The following is a 25,223-nucleotide window of genomic DNA, read 5'->3' as shown; positions in this document are numbered from 1 at the left end:
GCCGCCTCCGCACCGACCGACGCCGCCCCGAAGGACGCCCGATGGACCAGCTGATCACCGGCGCGACGCACGACCCGCACGCGCTGCTCGGCGCGCACCCCGCCGACTCCGCCACGACGATCCGCACGATGCGCCGGGGCGCCGGTGACGTGGTGCTGCTCGTCGGCGACGAGCGGTACCCGATGAAGCGGGTGCACGACGTGGGCGTCTTCGAGGCCCAGGTCGAGGGCACCGTGCTCGACTACCGGGTGGAGGTCGACGGCACCGCGCACGACGACCCGTACCGCTACCCGCCGACCCTCGGCGAACTGGACCTGCACCTGATCGGCGAGGGCCGGCACGAGCGGCTGTGGGACGCGCTCGGCGCGCGGGTCTTCGACGAGGGTGTGGCGTTCAGCGTGTGGGCGCCCAACGCCCGTGGGGTGCGGGTGGTCGGCGACTTCACCGGTTGGGGCCCGGACGACGGCTGGCCGATGCGGTCACTCGGCTCCAGCGGCGTGTGGGAGCTGTTCGTGCCCAACGCCCGCGTCGGCGCCCGCTACAAGTACCGGGTCCTCGGCGCCGACGGGCAGTGGCGGGACAAGGCCGACCCCCTCGCGGCGTACGCGGAGGTGCCGCCGGCCACCGCCTCGGTGGTGCACCACTCGACGTACCGGTGGAACGACGCGGACTGGCTGGCCCGGCGGGCCGAGCGCCAGCCCCACCAGGAGCCGATGAGCGTGTACGAGGTGCACCTCGGCTCCTGGCGGCCCGGCCTCGGTTACCGCGAACTGGCCGACCAGCTCGTCGCGTACGTCACCGAGCTGGGCTTCACGCACGTGGAGTTCCTGCCGGTGATGGAGCACCCGTTCGGCGGTTCCTGGGGCTACCAGGTGACCGGCTACTTCGCGCCGACGTCCCGCTTCGGCGACCCCGACGACTTCCGCCACCTCGTCGACTCCCTGCACGCCGCCGGCATCGGCGTGATCCTCGACTGGGTGCCCGCGCACTTCCCCAAGGACGAGTGGGCGCTCGCGCGCTTCGACGGCACCCCGCTCTACGAGCACCCCGACCCGCGCCGGGGCGAGCACCCCGACTGGGGCACGTACGTGTTCGACTTCGGCCGCCGCGAGGTCCGCAACTTCCTGGTCGCGAACGCCCTCTACTGGTGCGACCAGTTCCACGTCGACGGGCTGCGGGTCGACGCGGTCGCCTCGATGCTCTACCTGGACTACTCCCGCGAGCACGGCCAGTGGGCCCCCAACCAGTACGGCGGTCGGGAGAACCTGGAGGCCATCGCGTTCATGCAGGAGGTGAACGCGACCGTCTACAAGCACCACGCCGGCGTCGTCATGATCGCCGAGGAGTCCACCGCCTGGCCGGGCGTGACCCGCCCGACCGCCGACGGCGGGCTGGGCTTCGGCTTCAAGTGGAACATGGGCTGGATGCACGACACCCTGCTCTACACCTCGAAGGATCCGATCTACCGCCAGCACCACCACCACCAGCTCACGTTCTCCCTGGCGTACGCCTGGAGCGAGAACTACGTGCTGCCGATCAGCCACGACGAGGTCGTGCACGGTAAGGGGTCACTGGCCGGCAAGATGCCCGGCGACACCTGGCAGCGGCTGGCCAACGTACGGGCGCTGCTGGCGTACATGTGGGCGCACCCGGGCAAGCAGCTGCTCTTCATGGGCTCCGAGCTGGCCGACGACCGGGAGTGGAGCGAGGAGCGGGGCCTCGACTGGTACCTGCTACACGACCCGGCCCGCGCCGGCGTGCAACGGCTCGTCGGCGACCTCAACCGGGTCTACCGGGACACGCCGGCCCTCTGGGCACAGGACACCGAACCGGCCGGGTTCCGCTGGATCGCCGGCGACGACGTCGCCAACAACACCGTGTCGTTCGTCCGGATCGCCCCGGACGGCTCGACGCTGGTGTGCGTGGCGAACTTCTCCGCCCAGCCGCTGCACGACTACCGGATCGGGCTACCGGCCGGCGGGACGTGGACCGAGGTGCTCAACACCGACGCGCACCACTACGGCGGGTCGGGCGTGGGCAACCTGGGCGAGGTCCGCGCCGAGGACGTGCCGTGGCACGGAATGGTGGCGTCGGCGGCCCTCCAGGTGCCCCCGCTGGGCGCGGTCTGGCTCCGCCAGGGCTGACGAACGCGGCGACGCTCAGACCAGGTTGGCGTCTCGGAGCAGCTGCCACAGGCCGGCGCCGTCGGGCGCGGACAGCCACTTCTGCCCCACCGGTCCCGACGAGGGGCGGCCGGCGGGGGCGGGCAGGCTACCGGCCAGCACCGACTGGGTCGGGGACAGTCGGCGGATCGCCACCCCGGCGACGTTCTCCGGGTGGGCGGCGGCGAACTCCCGGTAGATCTCCTGGTCGTGCTGGCCGTCGTCGCCCACCAGCAGCCAGCGCACGTCGGGGAACTCCTTGGCCAGCCGGGCCAGGGTGGAGCGCTTGTGCTCCATGCCGCTGCGGAACCAGCGGTCGGCCGTCGGCCCCCAGTCGGTGAGCAGCAGCGGCCCGGCCGGGTAGAGGTGCCGGGACAGGAACCGGGTCAGCGTCGGCGCGACGTTCCACGCGCCGGTGGAGAGGTAGAAGACCGGCGAACCGGGGTGCGCGGTGACGAGGCGTTCGAAGAGCACCGCCATGCCGGGTACGGCGGCGCGGGCGTGCTCGTCGAGCACGAACGTGTTCCACGCGGCGAGCAGCGGCCGGGGCAGCGCGGTGACCATCACCGTGTCGTCGATGTCGGAGAGGATGCCGAACGTGACGTCCGGGTCGAGGATGCGCACCGGCGCGTCGACCGGCTCGGCGTCGGGGACGCTGAGCCGGACCGTGCCCCAGCCGGGCGGCAGGTCGGCCTCGACCAGCGTGTCGACGAAGCCGCTGCGGTCGGCCCGCGTCTCGTGGCGCACCCCGCCGGCCTCGATGGTCACCGTGACGTGTTTCGCCGGCAGGGTGGTGAAGCTGCGCCAGCCGCGAACCTTGTCCAGGCGGCCCCGCTGGCGGGTGTCCGGACGGCCCAGCAGCACCCGGCACATCACCCGTACCCAGCCCGGGGCGCCGTAGCCGGTGTACGCGACGATGTTGACCCGCCAGCCGGTGCGGCGCAGGCGGCGCTCCACGAGCTGGTGAACGGCGTCCTCGATCCGCGCTGCCCGGTGCAGGTTCGGAACGGCCAGTTGGCCGGCGGGAGTGGGTGGCACGCGCCAACCCTGCCACACGTCGACACCCACGGCCACGCGAGCCGGCCCCGGCTGCGCCGAACCTCCCCGGCCCGCCCGCCGTCCGTGAAACACTCCGGTCGGGACGACGACGGGGGCGTTGGTCGTGTCGCATCCAGAGCAGCACCGTGGGCGGTGGCGCCCGAGACTCGACCGGCCGGCGCTCGTGGCGCTGCTGGTCGGGCTGGTCGGCGTCGTCTACCGGCTGGTCCTGACGCTGTACACGGTGCCGGTGTCGAACAGCGACGAGGCCACCTTCGGCCTCGCCGCGCTGCACATCGGGCAGGGCCGGGAACGCCCGGTCTTCCTGTACGGCCAGCACTACATGGGGATGCTGGAGTCGTACCTGGCGGCGCCGCTGGTCGCGCTGGCCGGACCGAGCTGGCCGGTGCTGCGGCTGCCAATGCTCGCGCTGTACGCGCTCTTCCTCTACCTGATCCACCGGTTGACCCGCCGGATCTGCGCGCCCTGGTTCGCCACCTTCGTCGTCGGCCTGCTCGCGCTCGGGCCGGAGCGGGTGGTACGCGACCAGCTCACCGTCGTCGGCGGGCGGCCGGAGGTGAAGCCGGCGGTGCTGCTGATGCTGCTGATCACCGTGGGACTGGCCGCCGGCACGGTGCACCGCCGGCGGCTCGCCGTCGCACTGTTCGGCCTGCTCGTCGGTGTGGCCGCCTGGTCGGACTGGCTGATCCTGCCGTACCTGGCGGTGGCCGGGCTGGCGCTGGTGTGGGCGCTGCGCCGGGAGCTGCTCGGTTGGTCCGGTCTGCTGCTGGTGGCGGGCTTCGTGGTCGGGGTCGCGCCGATGATCGTCGACAACCTGCGTGCCGGGCCGGGTGAGGACTCGCTGACGGTGTTCCGGGAGGTCAGCACCAAGGCGGGGCCGCTGCCGGCGTGGTCCGAGCGGATCTCCGGTGGCCTGCTGGAGGGGGTGCCGCTGGCGCACGGGCTCTGCCCGGTGGACGGCTGCGGGCGCTGGCAGCAGTGGTTCGGGCTGCTCTACCCGCTGCTGCTGGTGGCCGCCGCGGCGCTCGCCGTACTCGCGTACCGCCGGGCCGCCGGCGGGCCGCGCGGGGAGCGGGTCGGGCCGGTCGTACAGCTCGCGCTGGTCGCGGGCGCGGCGTTGACCCTGCTGTCGTACGTGCGCAGCCCGCTCGCCGCGACCAGCCCACTGGACAACGCCCGCTACCTGTCGGTGCTGCAACTGTCACTGCCGGCGGTGCTCTGGCCGCTCTGGGTGGCGGCCCTGACCTCCTGGCGGGGCACGGTCAGCGTGCTCGGCCGGCTCACCGGCGCGCTGGCCACCGCGGTGCTGGTCGCGCTGACCGCGATCACGCTGGTGATCACCGTGCTGTTCGCGACGACCGGCACCGCCGCGTCGCGAACCGAGGAGCGCCAGGCCCGGGACCTGGCCGCCGCCCTGCGCGCCGACGGCCCGCACGAGGTGTACGGGGACTACTGGACCTGCAACCGGCTGATCTTCAACACCGACGAGAGGGTCGTCTGCGGCGTGCTCGACGCCGACCTGTCCCCCGGGCAGAACCGCTACCGGCCGTACTGGCGGCAGGTCGGCCGGGCCGAACGGCCGGGTTACGTGGTGGAGGTCGACTCGCCGATGGACCGCCGGCTGCGCCGGTTGCTCGCCGACTCCGCCGACGCCGCGCTCGTCCGGGAGGTCGGCGGCTATCGCGTGTACCACCCCGACACACCGGTGCGGCTGTGGCGGTAGAGCCGGGTCGTACGCTGGCCGGGCCGGCGCGCGGGGCGCCGACGCACCCGTCGAGGAGACCCGATGCTCATCCTGCTGCCGCCCTCGGAGGGAAAGGCCGATGCCGGCACCGGACGGCGCTGGGCCGCGGACCGGCTGTCGATGCCCGAGCTGAACCCGGCCCGCGAGCGGGTCCTCGACGCGCTGGTGGCGCTCTGCGCCGGCCCGGACGAGGAGGCGGCTCGGACGGCGCTCGGCCTCAGCGACGGGCAGCGCGGCGAGCTGCGGCGCAACGCCCGACTGCGGGCGGCGGCCACCGCACCGGCCGAACGGCTCTACACGGGGGTGCTCTACGAGGCGCTGGAGCTGGCCTCGCTGCCGGCACCGGCACAGCGGGCGGCCCGCCGGTCGATCCTGATCAGCTCGGGTCTGTGGGGCGCGGTGCGGCTGGCCGACCGGATCCCGCCGTACCGCTGCCCGATCGGCGCCCGCCTGCCCGGCGTGGGCGCGCTGTCGGCGTACTGGCGCGGGGAGCTGGCGCCGGCGCTGGACGCCGCAGCCGGCCGGGGGCCGGTGCTGGACCTGCGCTCCGGCGCGTACGCGGCCACCTGGACGCCACGCGGGGAGCTGGCCGAGCGGACGGTCACCGTGCGGGTGCTGCACGAACGGGAGGTCGACGGTGCGCCGGTCCGTTCGGTGGTGAGCCACTTCAACAAGGCGACCAAGGGGCGGCTGGTGCGTGACCTGCTGGTCGCCGGGGCCCGGCCGCGTACCGCCGCGGAGCTGATCGGCACGCTGCGGGAACTGAAGCACACCGTCGAGGAGCAGACCGTCGCGCCGGGCCGGGTGCGGCAGGTGGATCTGGTCGTCACCGACCTGTGACGGCGGGCAGCCGCAAGATTTGCTCAAGGCTCGGCGCGAGCGGTTCCGCAATGGCGTCGCAGGGGCCACGGTAGGAGAACCCAGACTCCGACAAGGGGGCCTCCGTTGACCCGCGAACCCGCCCTGCTCGATAGACTCCGCACCCCGGCGACGCCACCCCCACTGGACTGGCTGACCCTGGGCGACGCGTTCGAGGCCGCCTGCCTGCTGCGCTGCACGCCACCGCCGACCGCCGCCCGACCGGGCACGACGCCCACGTCGTACACCCCGGCTGTCGAGTTCAACCGGGAGGACGCCGCCCAACGGATGCGCCAGCTGCTCGGACGGCTGGACATCCCGGTGACCCACGAGGCGGCCGTCGGTGGCCTGCGTCGCCGCTATGAGCTGCACCGGCTCTGGGTGCCCCGGGAACACCACAGGACGTACACCCGGCTGTTGGACGCCGGCTGGTGGCAGGGGCGTCGGGAGCTGCTCGGCGGGCCGCTGCCCGGCGCCTCGCCGGCCCGCCGGCGGTGGGTGTCCCGCCTGGCGGCCTCGGCCTGGCGGTCGGCGCTGCTGGCCGGTGGGCGGCACGTCCGCCGGCACATCCTCGGCGTCCGGATCACCGACCGGGAGCTGGCCGCCGTGCTGATCCGCGGCGCCGCCGTGCTCGACGTGCCGGCCCGGCTGCGCCCGGGCACCGGCTGCTTCCTGGTCAGCGTCGCCGACGGCCCCGACCGGGAGCGGATCCTGAGCAGCGCCGCCCTGGAGCCCGCCCGCCGCCCGGCCTGCTGAACGGGCGCCGGTGACGCGCCGGCCGCCCCGGACGGGCTTGCGCCCACCGGGCCGACGGCGCACAGTGCAGCGCGTGAGGCATACCCCGTCCAGCCGGCCCGGCCACCGCGGCGCGGGCACGGCGGCCCTGTTGACGCTGCTGCTGACCCTGACGGTGGGCGGCTGCCGGGACACCGCGACCGACCCGGTGCCGATCCGGATCGCCACCGGCAGCCCCACCGCCGTCTACTACGCCTTCGGGCAGTCCCTGGCGGCCATCCTCAACCGGGAACTACCCGACGTACGGGCCAGCGTGGTGGTCACCGCCGCCTCGGCGGAGAACGTCCGACTGGTCGGCTCCGGCGACGCCGAGCTGGGCTTCACCCAGGCCGACGTGCTGCTCGGCCCCACCACGGCGAGCGCGTCGATCAACGCGATCGCCCGGGTGTACGACGACCAGCTGCACCTGGTCACCACGGGCGGTGGCCCGGTGCGTACCGTCGCCGACCTGGGTGGGCGGCGGGTGTCCGTCGGCGCCCCCGGCTCGGGTACCGAGATCACCGCGAGCCGCCTGCTGGAGGTGGCGCGGCTCGGCGGCGACGCGGTGCACCGCGAACGGCTCGGACTGGACGACTCGGTGGCCGCGCTGCGTGCCGGGCGCATCGACGCGTTCTTCTTCTCCGGCGGGCTTCCGGTGCGGGGCATCGAGGAGCTGGCCTGGCGCAGCGCCACCCGGATCGTCGACCTGAGCGAGTGGACCGAGCGCCTGCGCTCCCGCTACGGCCCGGTCTACGTCTCCCGGGACATTCCCCGCTCGGTGTACGGCGTCGACCGGGTGACCACGGTGGCCGACCCGAACTACCTGATCGTGCGGGCCAACCTGCCCCAGCGGCTGGTCCGGGAGGTGACCGCACTGTTGATGGACCGGCGGGCCGAGCTGGCCGCGGCGCATCCGGCGGCGGGACGGATGAGCCCCCGCTCGGCGATCGTCACCGCCCCGCTGGCGCTGCACCCCGGCGCGGCGGCCTGGTACCGCGCGGCCAAACCCTGACGGTCGCCCGTCACCCGGCGGGGACGGGCCGCGCCGGCCCGGCGGGTTCGGTGTCCACGGCCACCCGGTCGACCTCGGGAGCGGGTGGCGGCGCCGGAAACCACAGGCCGGCGACCAGCCCCCGCGACTCCCCCGCGCGCATCGTGAGCCGCCCGTCGGAGGCGTCCACCAGCACCGCGACGATGGTCAGGCCGAGCCCCGCGCCGTCGACGTTCTGCGCGTCCGGTGCCCGCCAGAACCGCTCGGTGGCCTGGCCGAGCTGACTCTCGGTCATGCCCGGGCCGGAGTCGCGCACCTCCAGGACCACCCCGTCGTCACGGTGGGCCACCGTCACGGTCACCGCACCGCCTGGCCCGCTGAACTTCACCGCGTTGTCGATCAGCGCGTCCAACGCCTGGTCGACGGCGGTCGGCACGGTCCGGGCGTACGCCGGGGCATCGCTCGTGGCCAGCCGCAGCGTGACCGACCGGTGCCGGGCCAGCGGTGCCCACGCGGCCACCCGGGACGCCGCCACCGCGGCGGCGTCGACGGTGACCCGCTCGTTCTCCTCGCGTTCGGCCCGGGCCAGGGTGAGCAGCGCGTCGAGCACCAGCGCCAGCCGGTCGGTCTCCTCCAGCGCCAGCCGGTGCTCGGAGCGGCCGTCCTCGTCGGTGAGGCTGGGGCCCAGCTCCTCCACCCGCAGCCGCAGCGCGGTGAGCGGGTTACGCAGTTGGTGGCTGGCGTGCGCCACGAAGGCACGCTGCCGGTCCATCACGTCGGAGACCACGTCGGCCATGTGGTTGAAGCCGGCCGCGAGCCGGCGCAGCTCCGGCGGGCCGAGGCGGTGCTGCACCCGGGCGCTCCGGTCGCCCTCCGCGATCACGTGGGTGACCGCGTCCAGTTCGGTGACCGGGCGCAGCACCCAACCGGCCAGCCCGAACGCGGTGAGCACGCAGGCCAGTACGGCGAGCAGACCCGCCAGGGCGAGCAGCAGCCACCAGAGGGCGACGGCCCGGCGGATCGGGTCGGCAGGGGTCACGATCACCACCGCGCCGAGCACCTCGCCACCGTCGCTGACCGGCACGGCCACCACCACCGGCGCGGTCGTCCACGGCCACACCGACCCGGGGGCGCTGGTCTGCTGCCCGGACAGCGCGATGTCCAACACCGAGGCGGTCGCGGCGGGCTGCCACCGCGGCGAGGCGATCAGCGTGCCCCGGTCCCGGTCGACGACGGCCGCTCCGATCGCGTACAGCTCGTCGTAGCTGCGCAGCTCAGACTCGATCGGGTCCGGCCCGCCGCCGCGCAACGTCGGCCCGGCCAGCGACGCGAACCGGGTGGCGTCGGCCAACCGGTCGGCGCGGACCCGTTCGGTCTCGCTCGCGGCCAGGGTGGCGGCCAGCGGGGTCTCCAACGCGATCAGGACGAGCACCATCAACAGCAGATAGCTGATCACCAGGCGGCGGCGCACGACGACCCCTCAGACCTCGCGCAGCCGGTAGCCGACCCCGCGTACGGTCTCCACCAGGCGGGCGTCGCCCAACTTGCCGCGCAGCGACCCGACGTGCACCTCGACGGTGTGCCGGTCGGCCCAGGTGGTGCCCCAGGCGTCGAGCAGGATGCGGTCGCGGGGCACCGCCACGCCGGGCTGACGGGCCAGCGAGAGCAGCACGTCGAACTCCTTGCGGGTCAACGCGACCAGCCGGCCGTCCACCGTCACCGTCCGGGCGGTCACGTCGATGCGCACCGACCCGGCCTCGATCAGGTGCCGCTCGGGTGCCGCGTTCGCGGCTCGGCGCAGCACCGCCTCGATGCGGGCCTGCAACTCCACCATCGAGAACGGTTTGACGACGTAGTCGTCGGCGCCGAGGCGCAGCCCGAGCACGCGGTCGCGTTCCTCGCCCCGTGCGGTGACCGCGATGATGCCGAGCTGGCTGCTGCGCCGGCGCAACGCCCGGCACAGGTCGGTGCCGTCCCCGTCGGGCAGCGTCAGGTCGAGCAGCACCAGATCGCACGGGGCGGCCGAGAGCGCGGCGGCGACGGTGGCCGCGTGCTCCACCTGGTATCCGCGCCGGGTGAGGGCCGAGGAGAGCGCAGCGGCCACCCGGCGGTCGTCCTCCACCAGCAGGATGCGCACCCGTGCCCCCGTCCCTCGCAGCGCCGTCCTTCGAATGGTGGCAGAAGCGCGCGGTGAGTGGGAGGCCCGCCCACCGGGGGCGGCCGGTCAGAGGCCGAAGACGTCGTCCGCGACGGCGTCCCGGACGCCGTCGGTGAAGCCCCGGAAACCCGGGTCGTCGTGGCGGGCCGGCACGCTGGTGACGTTGACCCCGCTGGCCTGGGTAACCGCGTCGACCAGGGGCGGATAGTCGATCTCGGCGTCGTCGAAGGCGTCGTCGTCCGCCTCGGCCAGATTGATCACGTGCTGCACGTCGTCCGACGGGGTGTCCGGATCCGCGGCCCACTCGCCGCCGGCCCGGTAGCACTCGCCGTACAGCGCGCGCTGGCTGTCGGTCCAGTCGTCGTCGTAGTTCTCCATCGCCATCCCCTCCGCGGCCGCTCCACCTGAGCATGCCGGGCGACGACCGGCGTCGGCGGCGGTACGGCCGAAACGCGTACCGGCCGACGTAGGCTGCGGAGGTGATCTACAAGCTGCTGCCGACCGTGGAGTGGGACGACGCCCGGGCGGCCGGGCACCTGGCCGGCTCGGCGGTGGACCGGCAGGACGGTTTCATCCACCTCTCCGCCGCCGACCAGGTGGTGGAGACGGCCCGTCGGCACTTCGCCGGCGCCACCGGGCTGACCCTGCTGAGCGTCGACGAGCAACGGTTGGGCGACGTGCTGCGCTGGGAGCCGTCGCGGGGCGGGCACCTCTTCCCGCACCTGTACGGTCCACTGCCGGTCACCGCGGTGGTGGCCGCGCGGGTGTTGCCGGTGGACGTCCCGGTCGCCGACGCGGTGGCCGCGCTGCTGGACTGACACGACCACGCCCCGGTCCGACGGTGTCGGGCCGGGGCGCGGAGCGGTGCGCCGATCAGCGGCAGAGGCGGCCGATCTCCTCCTGGAACCGGTCCATCGGGTTGGCCTCGGCCGGCCCGAGCAGGTAGGTCTTCAGCTCCCGGCGGGCCTCGGTCATCGGGTCGTCACCGGCCCGGGTCACCGACACGATCTTCTCCAGCTCGCCGCAGTCCCTGGAGAGCAGGTACGCGGCCCGCGCGGTCGGGAACTCGCGGCGGAACTCGTCCTCCGGCAGGCCGGCCGGGTTGGCCACCACGTACGGGCGCTGGCTCTGTACGAAGTCCGAGACCACACTGGACACGTCGCTGATCAGCAGGTCGGTCTGGTTGAAGCAGTCGAACAGCGCCGGCGTGCGGCCGGTGATGACCAGGTGCGTGGTGCCGTCCAGGGAGGACGCGTTCGGGTTGCCGCCGGCGGAGCGGATCGCGTCGACGATCCGCTCGTGCACGGTCCGGGCCGCCTTCGACCGCGACCCGGTGAGCGGGTGCGGCTTGTAGATCAGGCGCACCCCGGGGGTCGTGGCCAGCACCCCCTTGACGATCCGCTCACCCATCAGCACCAGCGAGGTGTGGTACGGGTCGTCGTCGAGCCAACCCTCCCAGGTGGGCGCGTACAACACGGTGAACGGCCGGTCCACCGACTCGGCGCCGAAGGTGTGCACCCCGGCGAGCTGCGGCCGGCCGATCTCCACGATGTCGGAGTCGAGCACCCCCACGCCGGCCCGGGCGTACCGCTCCCGGCCCGCCAGGCCGGCGACCCACACCTCGTCGTACACCTTGCTGTAGGGGTTGACGCTGGCCTGCTTGTCGCTGTCACCGTGCCCGACGAAGACGTGCTTCGTGCCGGGCTCGCGCAGCATGTGGATGTTCGCGCCGACGTTCGCGGCGTACAGCGCCGCGCGGATGCTGCCGAGTTCGAGGTTCATGAAGTCCACCCCGGTCGGTACGCAGATCACCGGCAGCCGCGTGTCGGCCAGCTCCAGGAACGCGTCCCGGCTGCGCATCAGCACCACCGCGCGCTGCTGGAGCGCCTCGGTCGGGGCGAGCCACATGTTCGCCTGGTAGACGTCCTTCGCCGGGCCGGCGAAGTAGAGCGCCACCTCGGGCCGGTAGGTGTCCAGCCAGCGCTGGACGGCCGGCAGCAGCGGGTCCTGCCCCGCGCCCCGGCCACGCAGCCAGGTCAGCGCGATGATCGCGCCCACCACGCCGGTCGCCACCACGGCCACCGCGGCGGCGACGAAGAACGGCGTCACGTCGTGCTGGACCGCGGCGGCCACGGCGGCCGGCACCAGCAGCAGGTTGAGCAGGGGCATCCGGTCACCGGCGACAGCTGCCGCCCAGGCCGGCGGCTGCGGGGCGGCGGACAGCGGACCCAGCTCGATGTTGCGCACCATGGCGGAGAGCGGGTTACGACGCTCGATCATCGTGGAGAACGCCCCGGCGAAGACCGACACGACCCACACCGCGGCGGGCAGGGCGAGCAGCAGGGTCAGCTCACCGCCGGTGAGCGGGACCTCGGCGGCGACCAGCAGCACGGCGGCGAGGTCCCGGGTCAACTGCCGGTACGACCAGTGCAGGCCGACCTTCTCCAACAACAGCGGCGACGACGGGGACCAGCGGGCCACGGCGAACTCGCCGACCACCGCGACAAGGCCGGCGACGGCGAACAGACCGACCCATCCGAAGGTGCCGGCGACGAGCATGACCAGGTAGGACAGCACCAGCAGTGCGGCCTGGGCGGCCACCCCGATACGTCCTGTCAACGTGCCGAACAACGAGTTTCGCTCCCTACGAGTTTGATGACCGGCTTGGGCGGGTGGTCCCCGACGCCGATCGCGTCCGGCCGCTCTCCCGCTCTTCGCGCAGGCCGTTCCCCATCACCGAGCTCCTGAGGTGCAGTGTGCCGCGCGGCAGCCCGAGCACGGGGCCGGCCGCCTGCGCGTGACTGCGACCTTAACGCGAGAGGGCGTGACGGCATCGCCCGGGTATCGGGTGACAATCCGGTCAAACGCGCACCGGCAGCCCCGGCCGGTGCGCGGTACCGCGTCGGACGGCGGACCTGCCGTCCGACCGAAGCGCCACACACCGGCATTCGGGCAGCTCGACCGCCGCTGGCGGCCGGGCAGCTCAACCGCCGCTGGCGGCCGGGCCGGACGTCGTGGTGCGGTAGCAGATCATCCCGCCCGGGGACTTGCGCGAGGCGACCCGCACCAGACCCAGAGCGGGTGCCGCGTCGTTGCCGACCTTGTTGGTCCTCCACAGGCAGACCGCGGCCACGTCGACCCGGCGCAGGGCCGCGTCGACCTCGGCGACCGACGGCATCGGCTCGACGCCGTCGGCGAACCTGCCCAGCAACAGCCGGTCCTTGGCGAACGGGGTGTCCATGCCGTAGTCGGTGAGATAGAGGTCCCGGGCCATCACCACCCGGGTGCGGGTGGTGACCTGGGGCATGGCCCGCATGACCGACGTGGGGGCGAGCACCAGCCCGTCCGGCAGGTCCTGCCGGGTGATCCAGAACGTCACGTTCTTGCGCGTGTCCGGCATCCGCCAACTCGGCTTGTCCTGCAGGACATTGGCCGTCCACATCGGCTCGCCAAGGTTGAAGAAGGCGAGCACCAGGGCGACCGGGATCGCGAAGGCCAGGGCCCGGTTCGGCCAGGCGAGCCGGGGCCGTCGGGGCAGTCGGATCGTCGCCAGCAGGCCGACGAACAGCGGCACCGGCAGGATCCACGGCACCCGCCACAGCACCGCCGCCAAGCCGGTGAGTTCGGCGCCCACCACCAGGACACCGGGTACGAGCAGCAGCGTCACGGTCAGCACGGCGCTGGCGCTCAACAGTCGTGGCGCGCCGCGACGCAACAGCAGCGGGGAACTCCACATGGCCACGCCGGCGATGACACCGAGCACGCCGAGCCACAGGCTGAACTCGTAGACGGCGCGCGGTTCCTGCACCTCGGTGTACGTGGCGATGACGTTGTCGAGGCCGTTCGTGGTGAGTCGGGTGAGCACGCCGGACAGCAGCGGGTACGCGGCGGCGGCGGCGAAGCACAGGACCGCCTCGCGGGGACGCCGCAGGAGCAGCAGCACCGCGGCGACCGTCGCCGCCAGGAGCGGCAGCAGGATGACCGCGGTGGTGGTCAGCCCGACGGCGGCGACCGAGAGCAGCGCGAGCAGGGCGAGGGCCCGCCGGGACCGGTTCTCCAGGAAGTCCGTGAGGTACACCCAGGCGAGCGGGACGAGCCCGTGGACGAACACGCTCTTGCCCTGCGTGAGCCGGGGCAGGTGGTAGGTGTTCAACACGTCCGGGGCACCCGCCACGAGCAGGATGTACGCCAGGGCCACACCGAAGACCAGCAGCGGACGCCGGGGCGCCCACCGCAGCACCAGCCGCCACAGCGCGAAGATCACGAAGACGGCCAGCAGCGGGAGCATGAGATACCAGGTCACCGAGGCGGCGTGCACGTGCAGGACACGCGCGAGCGCACCGATGAACACCTCGAACGAGGGGATCGGCGGGTTCGCCGTACCGCCGGGGAGGACGCCCTCGGTGAACAGGAAGTCCCGGAACGGGATCTCGTCGCGTTCGGCCACCCAGACCGACTTGCCGACGTAGAAGACGTCGTCGAGGGACACCCGGGCGAGCAGCGTCGCGAAGTACGCGGCGGCCAGCGAGACGGCGAGCACCACGTAGCCCTGCACCGAGGTGGTCACCGCGCCGGCGGTCGCGGGAGAGCCGCCGACGGTGACGCCGAAGCCGGTCGTCGCGCCCCGCACCCGCAGCGACGTCCACACCGAGACGATCGCGACGACGCCGAGGGCGATCGCCAACCACCAGGTGAGCTGGTCGGTGCCGAGGGCCGCGAGCAGTGCCGCGCCGGTCGCCGCACCGATCGGAAGGACGTAGCGGCGCAGCAGTGTCGCGCGTCCGACCGCGGCCGGCGACGCCTCGGGCGACTCGTCCGCCGTCTCGGCGCCGGTGGTCGGGATCGGCTCGCCGGCCCGGCGACGGGAGCGCAGCCGCCACCCGACGGCCACCGTGATCACCATGGCGACGGCCCAGGCGGCCAGGACCACCGAGGGGCGCAGGTCCAGGGCGAGGTTGAGGTGGTAGAGCAACGTCCAGAGCGCGAAGCTGACGATCGCGGCGTCGGTGAGGACGACAGGTAGCGCGGCCACGGCGGCGTTGACGCGTCGGACCAGAGCACCCGAGCCTGATCGTCGGCCACCCGGCGCCGTGGGCGTGCCCCGGTCGGCTGGCGCAGGTGCCTCCACAACGTCCTGGACTTCCGTCACGAGCCGTCCTTGTCGTCTATCCGTGTACGCCCGGGGCCGGACCGCCCTGGGATCGACACGGGAGGGTGTCCGAATTGGCGGGTGCAGCCTACCGGGCTCGTACCGGGTACGCGGGGGTGCCCGGCGGCAGCGCGAGTCACGTCCCCACGCCCGCGCCGTGCTGGTGGGGCACCCCGCTCTGCACGCCGAGTCCGGCGACGACGGACTCGACCAGACGGTCCAGGTAGCTGTCGGTGAGGGGCAGTCGGGCGATGGCGAGCCGCCAGTAGAGCGGGCCGACGATGAGATCGATCGCGGCGTCCGGGTCGGTGTCGGCCGGTAGCTCACCGCGCTGCACGGCCCGGCTGACCAGGCGACCACCGATGTCCTGCTGGCGGGCGTGCAGCACCTCACGCAGGGTCGCGTCGATGCTGGGGTTGCGGGCGGCCTCGGCCAGCAGGTCCGGAATGATCTGCGAGGCCAGCGGGTGGCGCAGGGCGTGCGCCACGGCCTGGAACAGCAGCGCGAGGTCGCCGCGCAGGGTGCCGGTGTCCAGCGCCGGGAGCTTGCCGTGCGCCGCCGCGGCGACGATCTCCACCACCAGGTCGAGCTTGGAGTTCCACCGCCGGTAGATCGCGGTCTTGCTGACGCCGGCCCGGCGGGCGACCGCCTCGATGGAGAGGCGGCCGTAGCCGACCGCGGCGAGCTCCTGCATCAGGGCGCGCCGGATGGCCGTGGTGATCTCGCCACGGAGCACCGCCGCACCGGCCGGGGTACGCCTCTTCTCGGTCGTCACCAGGGGCTCTTCTCACAGGTCACGCGGACCAGAGTAGCGCAACGACGATACGGTTGCGTCCCGACGTGTTTCGGACTACTGTCCACGCAGCGGCGAGGCGGCGCCCCGCGCACCCATCCCACTAGGATTCCATCGTCGCGAGCAACCCCGTCTGCACGAAAGATCGGAGCGCCATTTCCATGGCCACCACCGCGCTGGTCGACCCCGACACGGGCCTGACCCAGGCGCAGCTGGCCGCTCGGCACGGGCTGCGGGTCGCCGGTGAGCGACCCAGCCTCGTCGAGTACAGCCGCCGACTGTGGGCCTACCGGCACTTCATCGCCGCGTACGCCAACGCCAAGCTGGTCGCCTCGTACAGCAACGCCAAGCTGGGTCAGCTCTGGCAGGTGCTCACCCCGCTGACCAATGCGGCGGTCTACTACCTGATCTTCGGGGTGGTGCTGGCGCAGAACAGCATTCCGAACTTCATCGCGTACCTGACCACCGGGCTGTTCATCTTCAACTTCACCCAGAGCGCGGTCCTGGCCGGCACCCAGTCGATCAGCAGCAACCTGGGGCTGATCCGGGCGCTGCACTTCCCCCGGGCCAGCCTGCCGCTGTCCACCACGATCACCCAGTTCCAGCAGCTGCTGGCCTCGATGGTCGTGCTGATCGGCATCGTGCTGGTCACCGGCGAGCCGATCACCCTGAAGTGGTTGCTGCTGGCGCCGGCCCTGCTGCTGCAGGCGGTGTTCAACGCCGGCGTGGTGCTGCTGGTGGCCCGGCTGGGCTCCAAGTCGAGCGACCTGAAGCAGGTCATGCCGTTCGTCATGCGCACCTGGATGTACGGCTCCGGCGTCCTCTACAGCGTCAGCCTCTTCGAGCGGCTGCCCGCCTGGGCGACGACGCTGGTGCAGTACAACCCGCTGCTGGTCTACATCGAGCTGGCCCGCTACTCCCTGCTCGAACAGGCGCCGCTGCTCAACGAGTCGCTGACCCAGCTCTGGCTGGTCGCGGCCGGTTGGGCGCTGGTGGCCGGGATCGGCGGTTTCATCTACTTCTGGCGCGGCGAACAGGAGTACGGCCGTGGTTGAGCACATCGGGGCCCCCACCGAGGCGACCGCGACACTGACCGCCACGCAGGAGCGCATCCCGACCGTGGTGGTCGACGACGCGCACATCATCTACCGGGTGCACCAGGGCGCCGCCGGTGGCACCACACCGGTCGCCGCGCTGCGCCGGCTGGTGAAGCGCACGCACGCGCCGAACGTCCGGGAGGTGCACGCGGTCAAGGGCGTCTCGTTCACCGCGTACCGGGGCGAGGCGATCGGGCTGATCGGCAGCAACGGCTCCGGCAAGTCCACCATCCTGCGGGCCATCGCCGGCCTGCTGCCGGTCAACCGGGGCGCGATCCACACGCAGGGGCAGCCGTCGCTGCTCGGCGTGAACGCGGCACTGCTCAACGACCTGTCCGGTGAGCGCAACGTGGTGCTCGGATGCCTGGCCATGGGCATGCACCCGGACGAGGTGGCCAAGCAGGCCGCGGGGATCATCGACTTCTCCGGGATCAACGAGCGGGGCGACTTCGCCAGCCTGCCGATGCGGACGTACTCGTCGGGCATGGCGGCCCGCCTGCGCTTCTCCATCGCCGCCGCAAAGAAGCACGACGTGCTCCTCATCGACGAGGCGCTCGCCACCGGCGACAAGGGCTTCCGCAAGCGCAGCGAGCAGCGGGTGCGGGAGCTGCGTGAGGGCGCCGGCACGGTGTTCCTGGTCAGCCACCAGCTCTCCTCGGTACGGGACACCTGCGAGCGGACAATCTGGCTGGAATCGGGCCTCATTCGGATGGACGGGCCGACCGACGAGGTCATCCGGGCGTACGAGGCGTACGCGAACAGCAAATAGAGCCACGCCATCGACACGACGCCATCGACACGACGCCATGGACCGCGTCGCCCGCGTTGGGGCGGCGCGGTCCGCGCGTTAAGGTTCATTCCGTCGCCGCTCGGGCGGAACCTTCCGTTAACGCATTCCTGAGAGTGAGGATCCGGCAATGACGCAGGACCAGACCACTGGCCCGGACGCCGCAACGGAGACCCCGACGCCGTGGCGGCCCTCGCGGACAGTGGCCGTGGTGCTGGCCGGCGGCACCGGCACCCGGCTGGGCCTCGGCATCCCGAAGCAACTGCTGAAGATCGCCGGTAAGCCGATCATCGAGCACACCCTGGCCGTCTTCGAGGCCGCACCGGAGATCGACGAGATCATCGTGCTGATGGCCACCGGCCACGTCGAGGACGCCCGGCAGATCGTCGAGAAGGCCGGCCTGCGCAAGGTCACCAAGGTGATCGAGGGCGGCGACACCCGCAACGCGACCACCCGCATCGCCCTGGACGCCGTCGGCCCGGCCGACTGCAACATCCTTTTCCACGACGCGGTACGCCCGCTGCTCAGCGGCCGGATCGTCCGCGAGTGCGTGAACGCGCTCTGGACCTACGACGCCGTGGACGTGGCCATCCCCTCCGCAGACACGATCATCCAGGTCGACGACAACGACTGCATCACCGACATCCCGGTGCGTTCGCGGCTGCGCCGCGGCCAGACCCCGCAGGCGTTCCGCTCCCCCACCATCCGCGAGGCGTACCGGATCGCCGAGGGTGACCCGGACTTCGCCGCCACCGACGACTGCGGCGTGGTGCTGCGGTACCTGCCCGGCACCCCGATCAAGGTGATCGACGGTTCCGACGAGAACATCAAGGTCACCCACCCGGTCGACGTGCACCTGGCGGACAAGCTCTTCCAGCTCGCCGCCGCGCAGGCCCCCCGGCTCACCGACCACCGCAGCTACACCGAGGAGCTGACCGGCCGCACCATCGTGGTGTTCGGCGGCAGCTACGGCATCGGCCACGAGCTGACCGAGCTGGCCCGGCGCTACGGCGCGCAGGTCTTCCCGTTCAGCCGCTCCACCACCGGCACCCACGTCGAGCGCGCCGAGGACGTCGAGGCCGCGCTGAAGACCGCCTTCGACGCCACCGGCCGCATCGACCACGTGGTGGTCACCGCCGGGATCCTGGAGAAGGGTGCCCTCGCCGAGATGGACGAGGAGACCATGGACCGACTCCTCCAGGTCAACTTCGTCGGCCCGGTGACCATCGCCCGGCAGTCCCTGCCCTACCTCCAGCAGACCAAGGGCCAACTGCTGCTCTACACCTCCAGCTCGTACACCCGGGGGCGGGCCCGCTACGCGCTCTACTCCGCCACCAAGGCCGCCCTGGTCAACCTCACCCAGGCCCTCGCCGACGAGTGGGCTGACGTCGGCGTACGCGTCAACTGCATCAACCCGGAGCGGACCGCCACCCCGATGCGTACCCGGGCCTTCGGCGAGGAGCCGGAGCACACCCTGCTGGCCGCGGAGGCCGTCGCCCAGTCGTCGCTGGACGTGCTGATCTCCGACCTGACCGGCCAGGTCATCGACGTACGCCGGGCACCCGGTGACGGACCGGCCGTGCCGGCGCAGTCCGGGCCGGACCGGGCCGAGGCGCCGGCCGGCGTGGCGTCCGCGAACTGACGTCGACGGCTGCGGAACCACGAACGGAGCGACATGCGCGGCGACCTGGTCCGAAAGCTGGCCGCCCGGTGCCTGAGCACCGGGTTGGCCGTGCTGGCCTTTGTCGTGCTGGCGCTCACCGACGCCACCGGCTGGGGGTTGGCGCTGGCCGTCGCCGCGCTGGCCGGCTCGGCCGCCGAGCAGCGGATCCGTCCGACCGCTGACCTCGTCGCCGAGACGACGCTGATCGCCGCCGCGATCCTGGTCGGTTACTCCCGGCGGCTGGACGACGGGCTCGACCTCGCGCTGGTCGCCACCGCGCTGGTCCTGCTGGGGCTGGTGCTGCTGGTGGGGCCGCTGCGCACCGCCGGCAATCTGGAGATCCGGGCCGCCAACCTGCCGGTGCGTGCCTGGACGCCGCTGATCGCCGACCGGCTCGGCACCGCCCTGCTCGGGCTGCTCGCCGTGGTGGCCCTCGCCGCCGCGCTGACCCTGCCGGCCGGCGTGGCCCTGGCCGCCACCGTGCTGCTGGGCGCGGGAGCCGGGGCGGTCGCCCTGGACCTGGCCCGGCGGCGGTTCCGCCCGGCCGTCGGCGGCGGTGCGGTGGCGCGCGCCCTGCGCCGGCACGAGCCGGAGTTCCTGCTCTACTTCTCCGCGCCGCCCGGCTCGGAATACCAGGTCACCATGTGGCTGCCGTACCTGCAGCGGATCGGCCGGCCGTTCCTGGTCGTGCTGCGCGAGCCGGAGTTCCTGGCCCCGATCGCCGCGGCCACCGACGCGCCGGTGGTCTACTGCCCCACCCTGCGGTCGCTGGACGAGGCGCTGGTGCCGAGCCTGCGCGCGGCGTTCTACGTCAACCACGGCGCGAAGAACAGCCACTGCATCCGCTTCACCCAGCTCACCCACGTGCAGTTGCACCACGGCGACAGCGACAAGGCGCCGAGCGCCAACCCGGTGTCGGGGATCTTCGACCGGATCTTCGTGGCGGGGCCGGCGGCGATCGACCGATACGCCCGCGCCGGGGTGCAGATCCCGGCGGACAAGTTCGTGGTGGTGGGCCGCCCACAGGTCGAGTCGATCGAGGTACGCCCCGAGCCGGCGCGGGGGTTGGCGCAGCCCACCGTGCTCTACACCCCGACCTGGACCGGGCACCACGCCGACGCCGACTACTGCTCGCTGCCGGTGGCCGAGAAGCTACTGCGTCGGCTGCTGGAGCGCGGCGCGACCGTGATCCTGCGGGCCCACCCGTACACGGCGCAGAACCCGGCGTCGGCACGCCAACTGGCCCGCCTGACCGAACTGCTGGTCGCCGACCGGGCCCGCAGCGGACGCCCGCACATCGTCGGCGCGGCCGCCCGCGAGCTGAGCCTCACCGAGTGCGTCAACCGCTCGGACGCGCTGGTCTCCGACGTGTCCGGGGTGATCTCGGACTACCTCTACTCCGGCAAGCCGTACGCGGTCACCGACATGGGCGACGAGGGTGACCGGTTCACCGAGCGGTTCCCGTTGGCCGGGTCGGGTTACGTGCTGCGCCGGGACATGTCCAACGTGGACGAGGTGCTGACCGACCTACTGGACACCGACCCGTCCGCCGAGGCGCGGTGGACCACCCGCCGCCGTTACCTCGGTGACTTCCCGGCCGAGTCGTACGCCGAGGGGTTCCTGAGCGCCGCCCGCCGCGAGCTGGCACCGGCGCAGGCCCTGCCCACCCCGGCCCGCGTGTAGCGGCTCAGCGGTACGCGTCGAGCAGGGCCAGCACGGCCGCCGGGTCCTCCACGTGCGCGTTGTGCCCGAGCCCGGGCAGCGTGGCGACGGGTACGCCGTACTCCTTGAGCTGCGCGTCGGTGACCATCGGGTCGTGCTCGCCGCGGGCCAGCACCACCGGCACGTCGGTCGCCGCGAGCAGTGCCGCCAGGTCGGGCTCACCGACGGCGAACGCGGTCGGATCCATGGCGAGACGCCACCGGCCGTCGACCCGCCGGAGCCCGGCGTCCACGACCGGGTGGTCCGGTGGGAGCAGGCCGGCCAGCCCGGACACCCGCAGGTAGCGGCGGGCTGCCTCGGTGCGGCTGGCGAACCAGCTGACCGGACGGGCGGCGAGGTCGGCGGTGCGGCTCAGCTCGGCGGGCGACCAGACCGCCTTGATGCCCACCCCGACCACCGCGTCCACCGGCAGCCCGGCGTCGCGGGCGGCCAGCGCGAGACCGACCACGCCGCCCAACGAGTGCCCGAGCACGACGAGCCGGTCGTCGGCTGCCAGGCCGTGGGCGATCCGGTCGGCGAGGCCCGCGAAGGAGTACGACGGCAGCGGCGCCGACCAGCCGTGGCCGGCGAGGTCCGGGGCGAGCCACCGCCCGGGCCAGTGCTGCTCCAGCAACGGCGCCGAGGGCAGCCACACGTCGCCGGTCGCCCCCATCCCGTGCAGTAGCAGCAGGACCGGCCCACGCCCGGCGCGACCACCCGATTCATCCCCCACGGCCGCAGTCTCCCACGGTTCGCGGCCAGGTACGAGCGTCGTGCGCGGACCCGACCGATAAAGATCCACTGTAGAGTGCGGCACCTGGACGGGGCATCGTCGTCGCGGAGAGGAGCCCTCGTGCTCAGCAGGTATCGACGAGCCTGTTGAACGCCTCCACGATCCGGATCGTGGGGATCGACGCGAACCGCACGGGCATCGCGGCCGGCACGCTGAGCGGCTACGGCATGACCGGGTACGGGTCGGCCGCCACCAGCGGCTCCAGCAAGATCGACTATCTGTTCGTGAAGGGAAGCGTGCGGCCGTCCAGCATCGGCCACACGGTCAGCGGGACGAAGTCGAACCACCTCGCGCTGTACGGCTTCATCGACTCACGAAGACGCCGCGGGCGCCGCCCCCTCGTGGGAGACGGCGCCCGCGGCGCTCCACCGCCTGGGTCAGGCGGAGTAACCCCGGGTGGCGATCCAGTTGGCCAGGTCGATCGTGGTGACCCAGTACGACGGGTCGGCAGCGTTCGCCGAGTCGGCGATCCGCACCGTCCGACCGTTGTCCTTGTAGCCCACGACGGCGATGTAGTGCCCGCCGCCGTAGGAGTGCCAGCCGCCGTCGGTGTCGGTGGCGTCGCCGACCACGTTGGCCACCACGCCACGGCCGTCGGTGATCGCGGCGACCACGTCGGCCTGGAGGCGATCCATCTGGGCCGGGCTGGGCGAGCCGGCGAACATCCGGGTCCGGTACGGGGAGCCCTTCACCTCGGCGTTGAGCACCCGGGTGGTGTCCTCGGCCGAGTTGGTGCCCATCTCGGTGGTGCCCAGCTCGACGGCGAGTTCGTCCAGGGTGCGGTCGACACCGCTGGCGCTGAGCGCGTTGCGGGTGGCCGCCGGACCACAGTTGTAGTAGGTGTTCTGCGCCTCGTAGTCGTAGTCGAGCACCTTGGTCGCGGGCGGCTTCGGCGGCGTCGGCTTCCGGGTGAGGTCCGGGTTGCCGCTGGCCTTCGCGGCGGGCGACGCGGCGCTGGCGGCCGGGGCGGCGGTGCTGGGCGCGACGCTGGCCGAGGGGGCCGCGACGCGCGCCTGGCTGCGGGACGCGGCGGTGTCGCTGCGCATCTCGGCGACCGTGGTCGCGGTGTGCTGGCTGGCCGGGGCGCCGTCAGCGTCGGCGAGCAGGACACCGGTGGTGGTCGCGATCGCGAGGGCCGCGGCGGAGGCGGCGACGATCTGGTACGGGCGCTCGGTGCTGAGGCGGCGGAGCTGACGGTGCAGGGTGTGCTTCACGGGGTCCTCCACGGTTCGGGGGGAGAGCGGCACACCGGGGCCGAGCCGGTATCCGGGCAGGCGCCAGCGCGCGGACCGGGGTCCGCGGATGGTGAACCGCTCAGGGGAACGCCCGGCGCGGCCGGGCGGGAAAAACGGTGACCCGGGGGGTCAGCTCACCGACCGGATGAGCGGGGGCACCGTGGCGCCGTGGAGGCGGAGGAACAACCGAGGGGTGGAAAGGTGCTGCACGAGGATGGAACTCCTTCCGACACCGCCTACCGGGTTAGCTGACGGATTCGGGCGGGAAGATCGCCCTACCGCGGGCCGTGGCTCGCGGATTCACCCCGGACTTACTGATGGGTCCCCGGTTCGTTGATCACGATTGAGCGGGTCGGCGCGGCGTCGCCTCTTGCGATCGGTTACCGCACCGGACGGGACGACAATACTGGCCGGTTCAAGCCCTTGCCAAGCCGTGTCCACCTGCGTAAACATCATTTCGCCCGACAATTTCTGCGCGTATTGCCGATGACGTGACTCGATGGGACAACCGGTGACGGCGACGCCTGTGGTCGACAACCGGACAGGCCGCCGGCAACGTCGCCAAAATCGCGGGACCAATCGGGCCGATCGCGCCGGACGCCCGATTTCCCGGGCCCGTGACCGGGCTCACAGCACAGATCGGGCTCAACCGCAGATCGGGCTCATCCGACGCGAGCCGGACGCCACCGCGCCACCACCGCGGGACGGAACACCCGGGTCGCCGTCCGGCGGGCCGGCACCGCGGTCGGCCGGAGCCGGGCGGCCGCCGCGTACGCCTCCTCAGCGAGAGTGCGGGCCGACTCGGCGGCCAACTCGGCGTCCCGCCAGGCCGACCGCTCCCGCCCGGCGGCCACCACGTAGTCGGCGCGCCTCGCGTCCCTGATCGCCCGGGCGATCAGGGCCTCCTGCTCGACCGGGTGCCGGCGGGGATCCCACCCGCGCCGGTGCCCGAACACGTCGCCGAGCTGCCCCATGGTCAACTCTCCGCGCCAGTGCGCCGCCATCGCGGCGCGGTGCAGGTAACGCTCCCGAGCGGCGTACTCCGCAGGAGTGTGCGGCGTGCGCGGGGTGGGCAGCGCCCCGGCCCCGGCGAAGCGACGGGCCGCGGCGTCCGCCTCGTCGTAGCGGGCCCAGGCCCGTTCCACCCGCTCCTGACTGATCAGCCAGTCAGCGCGTCGCCGTCGGGCGGTCTGGGCCGCGCCGGCCGCCGCGACGGCCACCTCCTCGGCGTAGCGCCGCAGGTCGGCGGCCTCGGCCGCGGCCACCTCACGGGCGGTGGGCGCGGTTGGGGCTGGCTCCCCCGTCGGCCCGCCCCGCTCCGGGCGGGCGACCAGGACGGCCAGCACGCTGAACGCCAGCAGGAACAGGGCCGACCAGATGGCGGCGGCCTGGGGCACCTCGGTCAGAAACTGGTAGAAGACGACGGTCTCCATGGTCGACACCTCGGAACGAGAGCGATGCGATGGTGGCCGCACGGGCCGACCGGATCGCGGCGGGGCCACGGGTCGGCGGGTGCGGGGCTGGTGGATCGACAGGGCGCGGCGGCGGAACGGTCGTCCCGGTGGATCAGCGGCGGGGCGGAGCCCGCGGCGCCCGGCTGGTCGGCCCGTCGGTGTGCGGCAGCCGGTCGGCCCCGGCCACCCGCACCGGAGTCACGCCCAGGGCGACGACGACGTTTCGGGCGGCCAGGCTTGCCGGCTGCGGATCGGCCGACCGTGCCGCGATGCGCGGGTCAGCGGCATCGCCGGCGGTGGCCGACGGCGCCTGTCCGACAGAAGCGAGCCGGCCGGACGGCGCGAGGGGCCCGGCGGTGAACGCCGACGGCGCGAGGGGCCCGGCGGTGAACGCCGACGGTGCGAGGTGCCCGGCGTTGAACGCCGACGGCGCGGTGGCCGGCGGTGTGAGCGGCCCGGCGGTCAGCGCCGACCCCGCGCCGGCCGGCGCCAGGTGCCCGGGGCCGGGCGAGGCGCCCGCGCTCGCACCCGCGCTCGCGCCCAGCGTGAGGGCGGCGACGACGGCGAGGCTGGTCAGCACCCGTGTCGCCCAGCGCGCCACCCACCACAGGGGACAGGTGAACGCGACCGGAAGCACGTACCCACGCTACCGCCGTGGCCGGCCCGGCGCACCGGCGCCGGGCGTGTCGGCGCACGCCGCGCCGACCAGGGTGGACGATCAGCGCGAGTCGGCGTATGTCGATCGATCCTTGGCCCGGCCACCCCCGCCGACCTGCGCATTGTCGGCCCGCCCGCTGCCCGCGTC

At 73.2% G+C, this 25,223-nt stretch carries 21 protein-coding genes and 1 riboswitch; of the genes, 10 read left to right on the top strand and 11 right to left on the bottom strand.

Features of this window, described 5'->3' with window-relative positions; translation table 11 throughout:
* Nucleotides 1-41: 41 nt before the first annotated feature.
* Nucleotides 42-2,144 carry a 1,4-alpha-glucan branching protein GlgB gene (gene glgB, locus F8271_RS16845; RefSeq protein ID WP_151490716.1) on the top strand — a complete coding sequence of 701 codons (2,103 nt, stop codon included), beginning with the start codon at nt 42-44 and terminating at the stop codon, nt 2,142-2,144.
* A gap of 15 nt (nt 2,145-2,159) precedes the next feature.
* Here glgB and F8271_RS16840 read toward each other — a convergent pair whose 3' ends face one another.
* Complete coding sequence (locus F8271_RS16840; RefSeq protein ID WP_151490715.1) at nt 2,160-3,200, bottom strand: App1 family protein; 1,041 nt, start codon at nt 3,198-3,200, stop codon at nt 2,160-2,162.
* A 124-nt stretch (nt 3,201-3,324) separates the two neighbouring features.
* On the opposite strand from F8271_RS16840, the gene F8271_RS16835 reads away from it, so the two are divergent.
* From F8271_RS16835 to F8271_RS16820, 4 genes are all read left to right on the top strand, one after another.
* The gene (locus F8271_RS16835) at nt 3,325-4,944 is read left to right on the top strand and encodes a glycosyltransferase family 39 protein (RefSeq protein WP_151490714.1); all 1,620 of its coding nucleotides are present in this window, start codon (nt 3,325-3,327) and stop codon (nt 4,942-4,944) included.
* Between the two features lie 63 nt (nt 4,945-5,007).
* A complete protein-coding gene (gene yaaA / locus F8271_RS16830; RefSeq protein WP_151490713.1) occupies nt 5,008-5,805 on the top strand; it encodes a peroxide stress protein YaaA in 798 nt (265 codons plus the stop codon).
* Between the two features lie 105 nt (nt 5,806-5,910).
* The gene (locus tag F8271_RS16825; protein ID WP_151490712.1) at nt 5,911-6,579 is read left to right on the top strand and encodes a hypothetical protein; all 669 of its coding nucleotides are present in this window, start codon (nt 5,911-5,913) and stop codon (nt 6,577-6,579) included.
* Nucleotides 6,580-6,643: 64 nt separating this feature from the next.
* On the top strand, nt 6,644-7,609 hold the full coding sequence (locus F8271_RS16820; RefSeq protein ID WP_151490711.1) for a TAXI family TRAP transporter solute-binding subunit: 966 nt from the start codon (nt 6,644-6,646) through the stop codon (nt 7,607-7,609).
* Between the two features lie 10 nt (nt 7,610-7,619).
* Here the strand turns inward: F8271_RS16820 and F8271_RS16815 are convergent, their stop codons facing one another.
* The 3 genes from F8271_RS16815 to F8271_RS16805 form a co-directional block, all read right to left on the bottom strand.
* Nucleotides 7,620-9,059 carry a HAMP domain-containing sensor histidine kinase gene (locus F8271_RS16815; RefSeq protein WP_151490710.1) on the bottom strand — a complete coding sequence of 480 codons (1,440 nt, stop codon included), beginning with the start codon at nt 9,057-9,059 and terminating at the stop codon, nt 7,620-7,622.
* Nucleotides 9,060-9,068: 9 nt separating this feature from the next.
* Nucleotides 9,069-9,725 carry a response regulator transcription factor gene (locus tag F8271_RS16810; RefSeq protein ID WP_151490709.1) on the bottom strand — a complete coding sequence of 219 codons (657 nt, stop codon included), beginning with the start codon at nt 9,723-9,725 and terminating at the stop codon, nt 9,069-9,071.
* A gap of 87 nt (nt 9,726-9,812) precedes the next feature.
* Nucleotides 9,813-10,124: a hypothetical protein gene (locus F8271_RS16805; protein ID WP_151490708.1), complete on the bottom strand. Its 312-nt coding sequence runs from the start codon at nt 10,122-10,124 to the stop codon at nt 9,813-9,815.
* Between the two features lie 101 nt (nt 10,125-10,225).
* Between F8271_RS16805 and F8271_RS16800 the strand changes: the two genes are divergently transcribed.
* Entirely contained in the window at nt 10,226-10,564 is a 339-nt protein-coding gene (locus F8271_RS16800; protein WP_151490707.1) for a DUF952 domain-containing protein, read from the top strand.
* A 55-nt stretch (nt 10,565-10,619) separates the two neighbouring features.
* On the opposite strand, the gene F8271_RS16795 is transcribed toward F8271_RS16800, so the two are convergent.
* The 3 genes from F8271_RS16795 to F8271_RS16785 all read right to left on the bottom strand — a co-directional run bounded on the left by F8271_RS16795 (nt 10,620) and on the right by F8271_RS16785 (nt 15,631).
* Nucleotides 10,620-12,377, bottom strand: coding sequence for a CDP-glycerol glycerophosphotransferase family protein (locus tag F8271_RS16795; protein ID WP_192580318.1), 1,758 nt, complete (start codon nt 12,375-12,377; stop codon nt 10,620-10,622).
* Between the two features lie 352 nt (nt 12,378-12,729).
* On the bottom strand, nt 12,730-14,895 hold the full coding sequence (locus F8271_RS16790; protein WP_151490706.1) for a DUF6077 domain-containing protein: 2,166 nt from the start codon (nt 14,893-14,895) through the stop codon (nt 12,730-12,732).
* A 136-nt stretch (nt 14,896-15,031) separates the two neighbouring features.
* Nucleotides 15,032-15,631 (bottom strand): TetR/AcrR family transcriptional regulator, encoded by a 600-nt coding sequence (locus F8271_RS16785; protein WP_151490718.1) that lies wholly within the window; start codon nt 15,629-15,631, stop codon nt 15,032-15,034.
* Nucleotides 15,632-15,849: 218 nt separating this feature from the next.
* On the opposite strand from F8271_RS16785, the gene F8271_RS16780 reads away from it, so the two are divergent.
* The 4 genes from F8271_RS16780 (at nt 15,850) to F8271_RS16765 (ending at nt 20,918) form a co-directional block, all read left to right on the top strand.
* A complete protein-coding gene (locus F8271_RS16780; RefSeq protein WP_151490705.1) occupies nt 15,850-16,743 on the top strand; it encodes an ABC transporter permease in 894 nt (297 codons plus the stop codon).
* A complete protein-coding gene (locus F8271_RS16775) occupies nt 16,736-17,554 on the top strand; it encodes an ABC transporter ATP-binding protein (protein WP_192580317.1) in 819 nt (272 codons plus the stop codon). Before F8271_RS16780 ends, F8271_RS16775 begins: the two co-directional genes overlap by 8 nt.
* 148 nt (nt 17,555-17,702) lie before the next feature.
* Nucleotides 17,703-19,214: a bifunctional cytidylyltransferase/SDR family oxidoreductase gene (locus tag F8271_RS16770; protein ID WP_151490704.1), complete on the top strand. Its 1,512-nt coding sequence runs from the start codon at nt 17,703-17,705 to the stop codon at nt 19,212-19,214.
* Between the two features lie 33 nt (nt 19,215-19,247).
* A complete protein-coding gene (locus F8271_RS16765; protein WP_151490703.1) occupies nt 19,248-20,918 on the top strand; it encodes a CDP-glycerol glycerophosphotransferase family protein in 1,671 nt (556 codons plus the stop codon).
* 4 nt (nt 20,919-20,922) lie between these two features.
* Here the strand turns inward: F8271_RS16765 and F8271_RS16760 are convergent, their stop codons facing one another.
* From F8271_RS16760 to F8271_RS16740, 4 genes are all read right to left on the bottom strand, one after another.
* Nucleotides 20,923-21,669 (bottom strand): alpha/beta fold hydrolase, encoded by a 747-nt coding sequence (locus F8271_RS16760; protein ID WP_151490702.1) that lies wholly within the window; start codon nt 21,667-21,669, stop codon nt 20,923-20,925.
* Between the two features lie 437 nt (nt 21,670-22,106).
* Nucleotides 22,107-22,955: a C39 family peptidase gene (locus F8271_RS16750; protein ID WP_192580316.1), complete on the bottom strand. Its 849-nt coding sequence runs from the start codon at nt 22,953-22,955 to the stop codon at nt 22,107-22,109.
* A 227-nt stretch (nt 22,956-23,182) separates the two neighbouring features.
* Nucleotides 23,183-23,324: riboswitch (cyclic di-AMP (ydaO/yuaA leader) on the bottom strand.
* Nucleotides 23,325-23,626: 302 nt separating this feature from the next.
* Nucleotides 23,627-24,397, bottom strand: coding sequence for a hypothetical protein (locus tag F8271_RS16745; protein ID WP_151490700.1), 771 nt, complete (start codon nt 24,395-24,397; stop codon nt 23,627-23,629).
* Nucleotides 24,398-24,530: 133 nt separating this feature from the next.
* Complete coding sequence (locus tag F8271_RS16740; RefSeq protein WP_151490699.1) at nt 24,531-25,055, bottom strand: hypothetical protein; 525 nt, start codon at nt 25,053-25,055, stop codon at nt 24,531-24,533.
* Between the last annotated feature and the right edge of the window lie 168 nt (nt 25,056-25,223).

The sequence above is a fragment of the Micromonospora sp. ALFpr18c genome (assembly GCF_008868155.1).
Classification (GTDB): Bacteria; Actinomycetota; Actinomycetes; order Mycobacteriales; family Micromonosporaceae; genus Micromonospora.
Note: the sequence above shows the minus strand (reverse complement) of the source record. Positions and strands in the feature narration are given on the sequence as shown.

Coding starts and splice junctions, on each gene's coding strand:
- glgB (WP_151490716.1), top strand. CDS start 42: ATGGACCAGCTGATCACCGGCGCGACGCACGACCCGCACGCGCTGCTC.
- yaaA (WP_151490713.1), top strand. CDS start 5,008: ATGCTCATCCTGCTGCCGCCCTCGGAGGGAAAGGCCGATGCCGGCACC.
- F8271_RS16805 (WP_151490708.1), bottom strand. CDS start 10,124: ATGGAGAACTACGACGACGACTGGACCGACAGCCAGCGCGCGCTGTAC.
- F8271_RS16780 (WP_151490705.1), top strand. CDS start 15,850: ATGGCCACCACCGCGCTGGTCGACCCCGACACGGGCCTGACCCAGGCG.
- F8271_RS16770 (WP_151490704.1), top strand. CDS start 17,703: ATGACGCAGGACCAGACCACTGGCCCGGACGCCGCAACGGAGACCCCG.
- F8271_RS16765 (WP_151490703.1), top strand. CDS start 19,248: ATGCGCGGCGACCTGGTCCGAAAGCTGGCCGCCCGGTGCCTGAGCACC.
- F8271_RS16745 (WP_151490700.1), bottom strand. CDS start 24,397: ATGGAGACCGTCGTCTTCTACCAGTTTCTGACCGAGGTGCCCCAGGCC.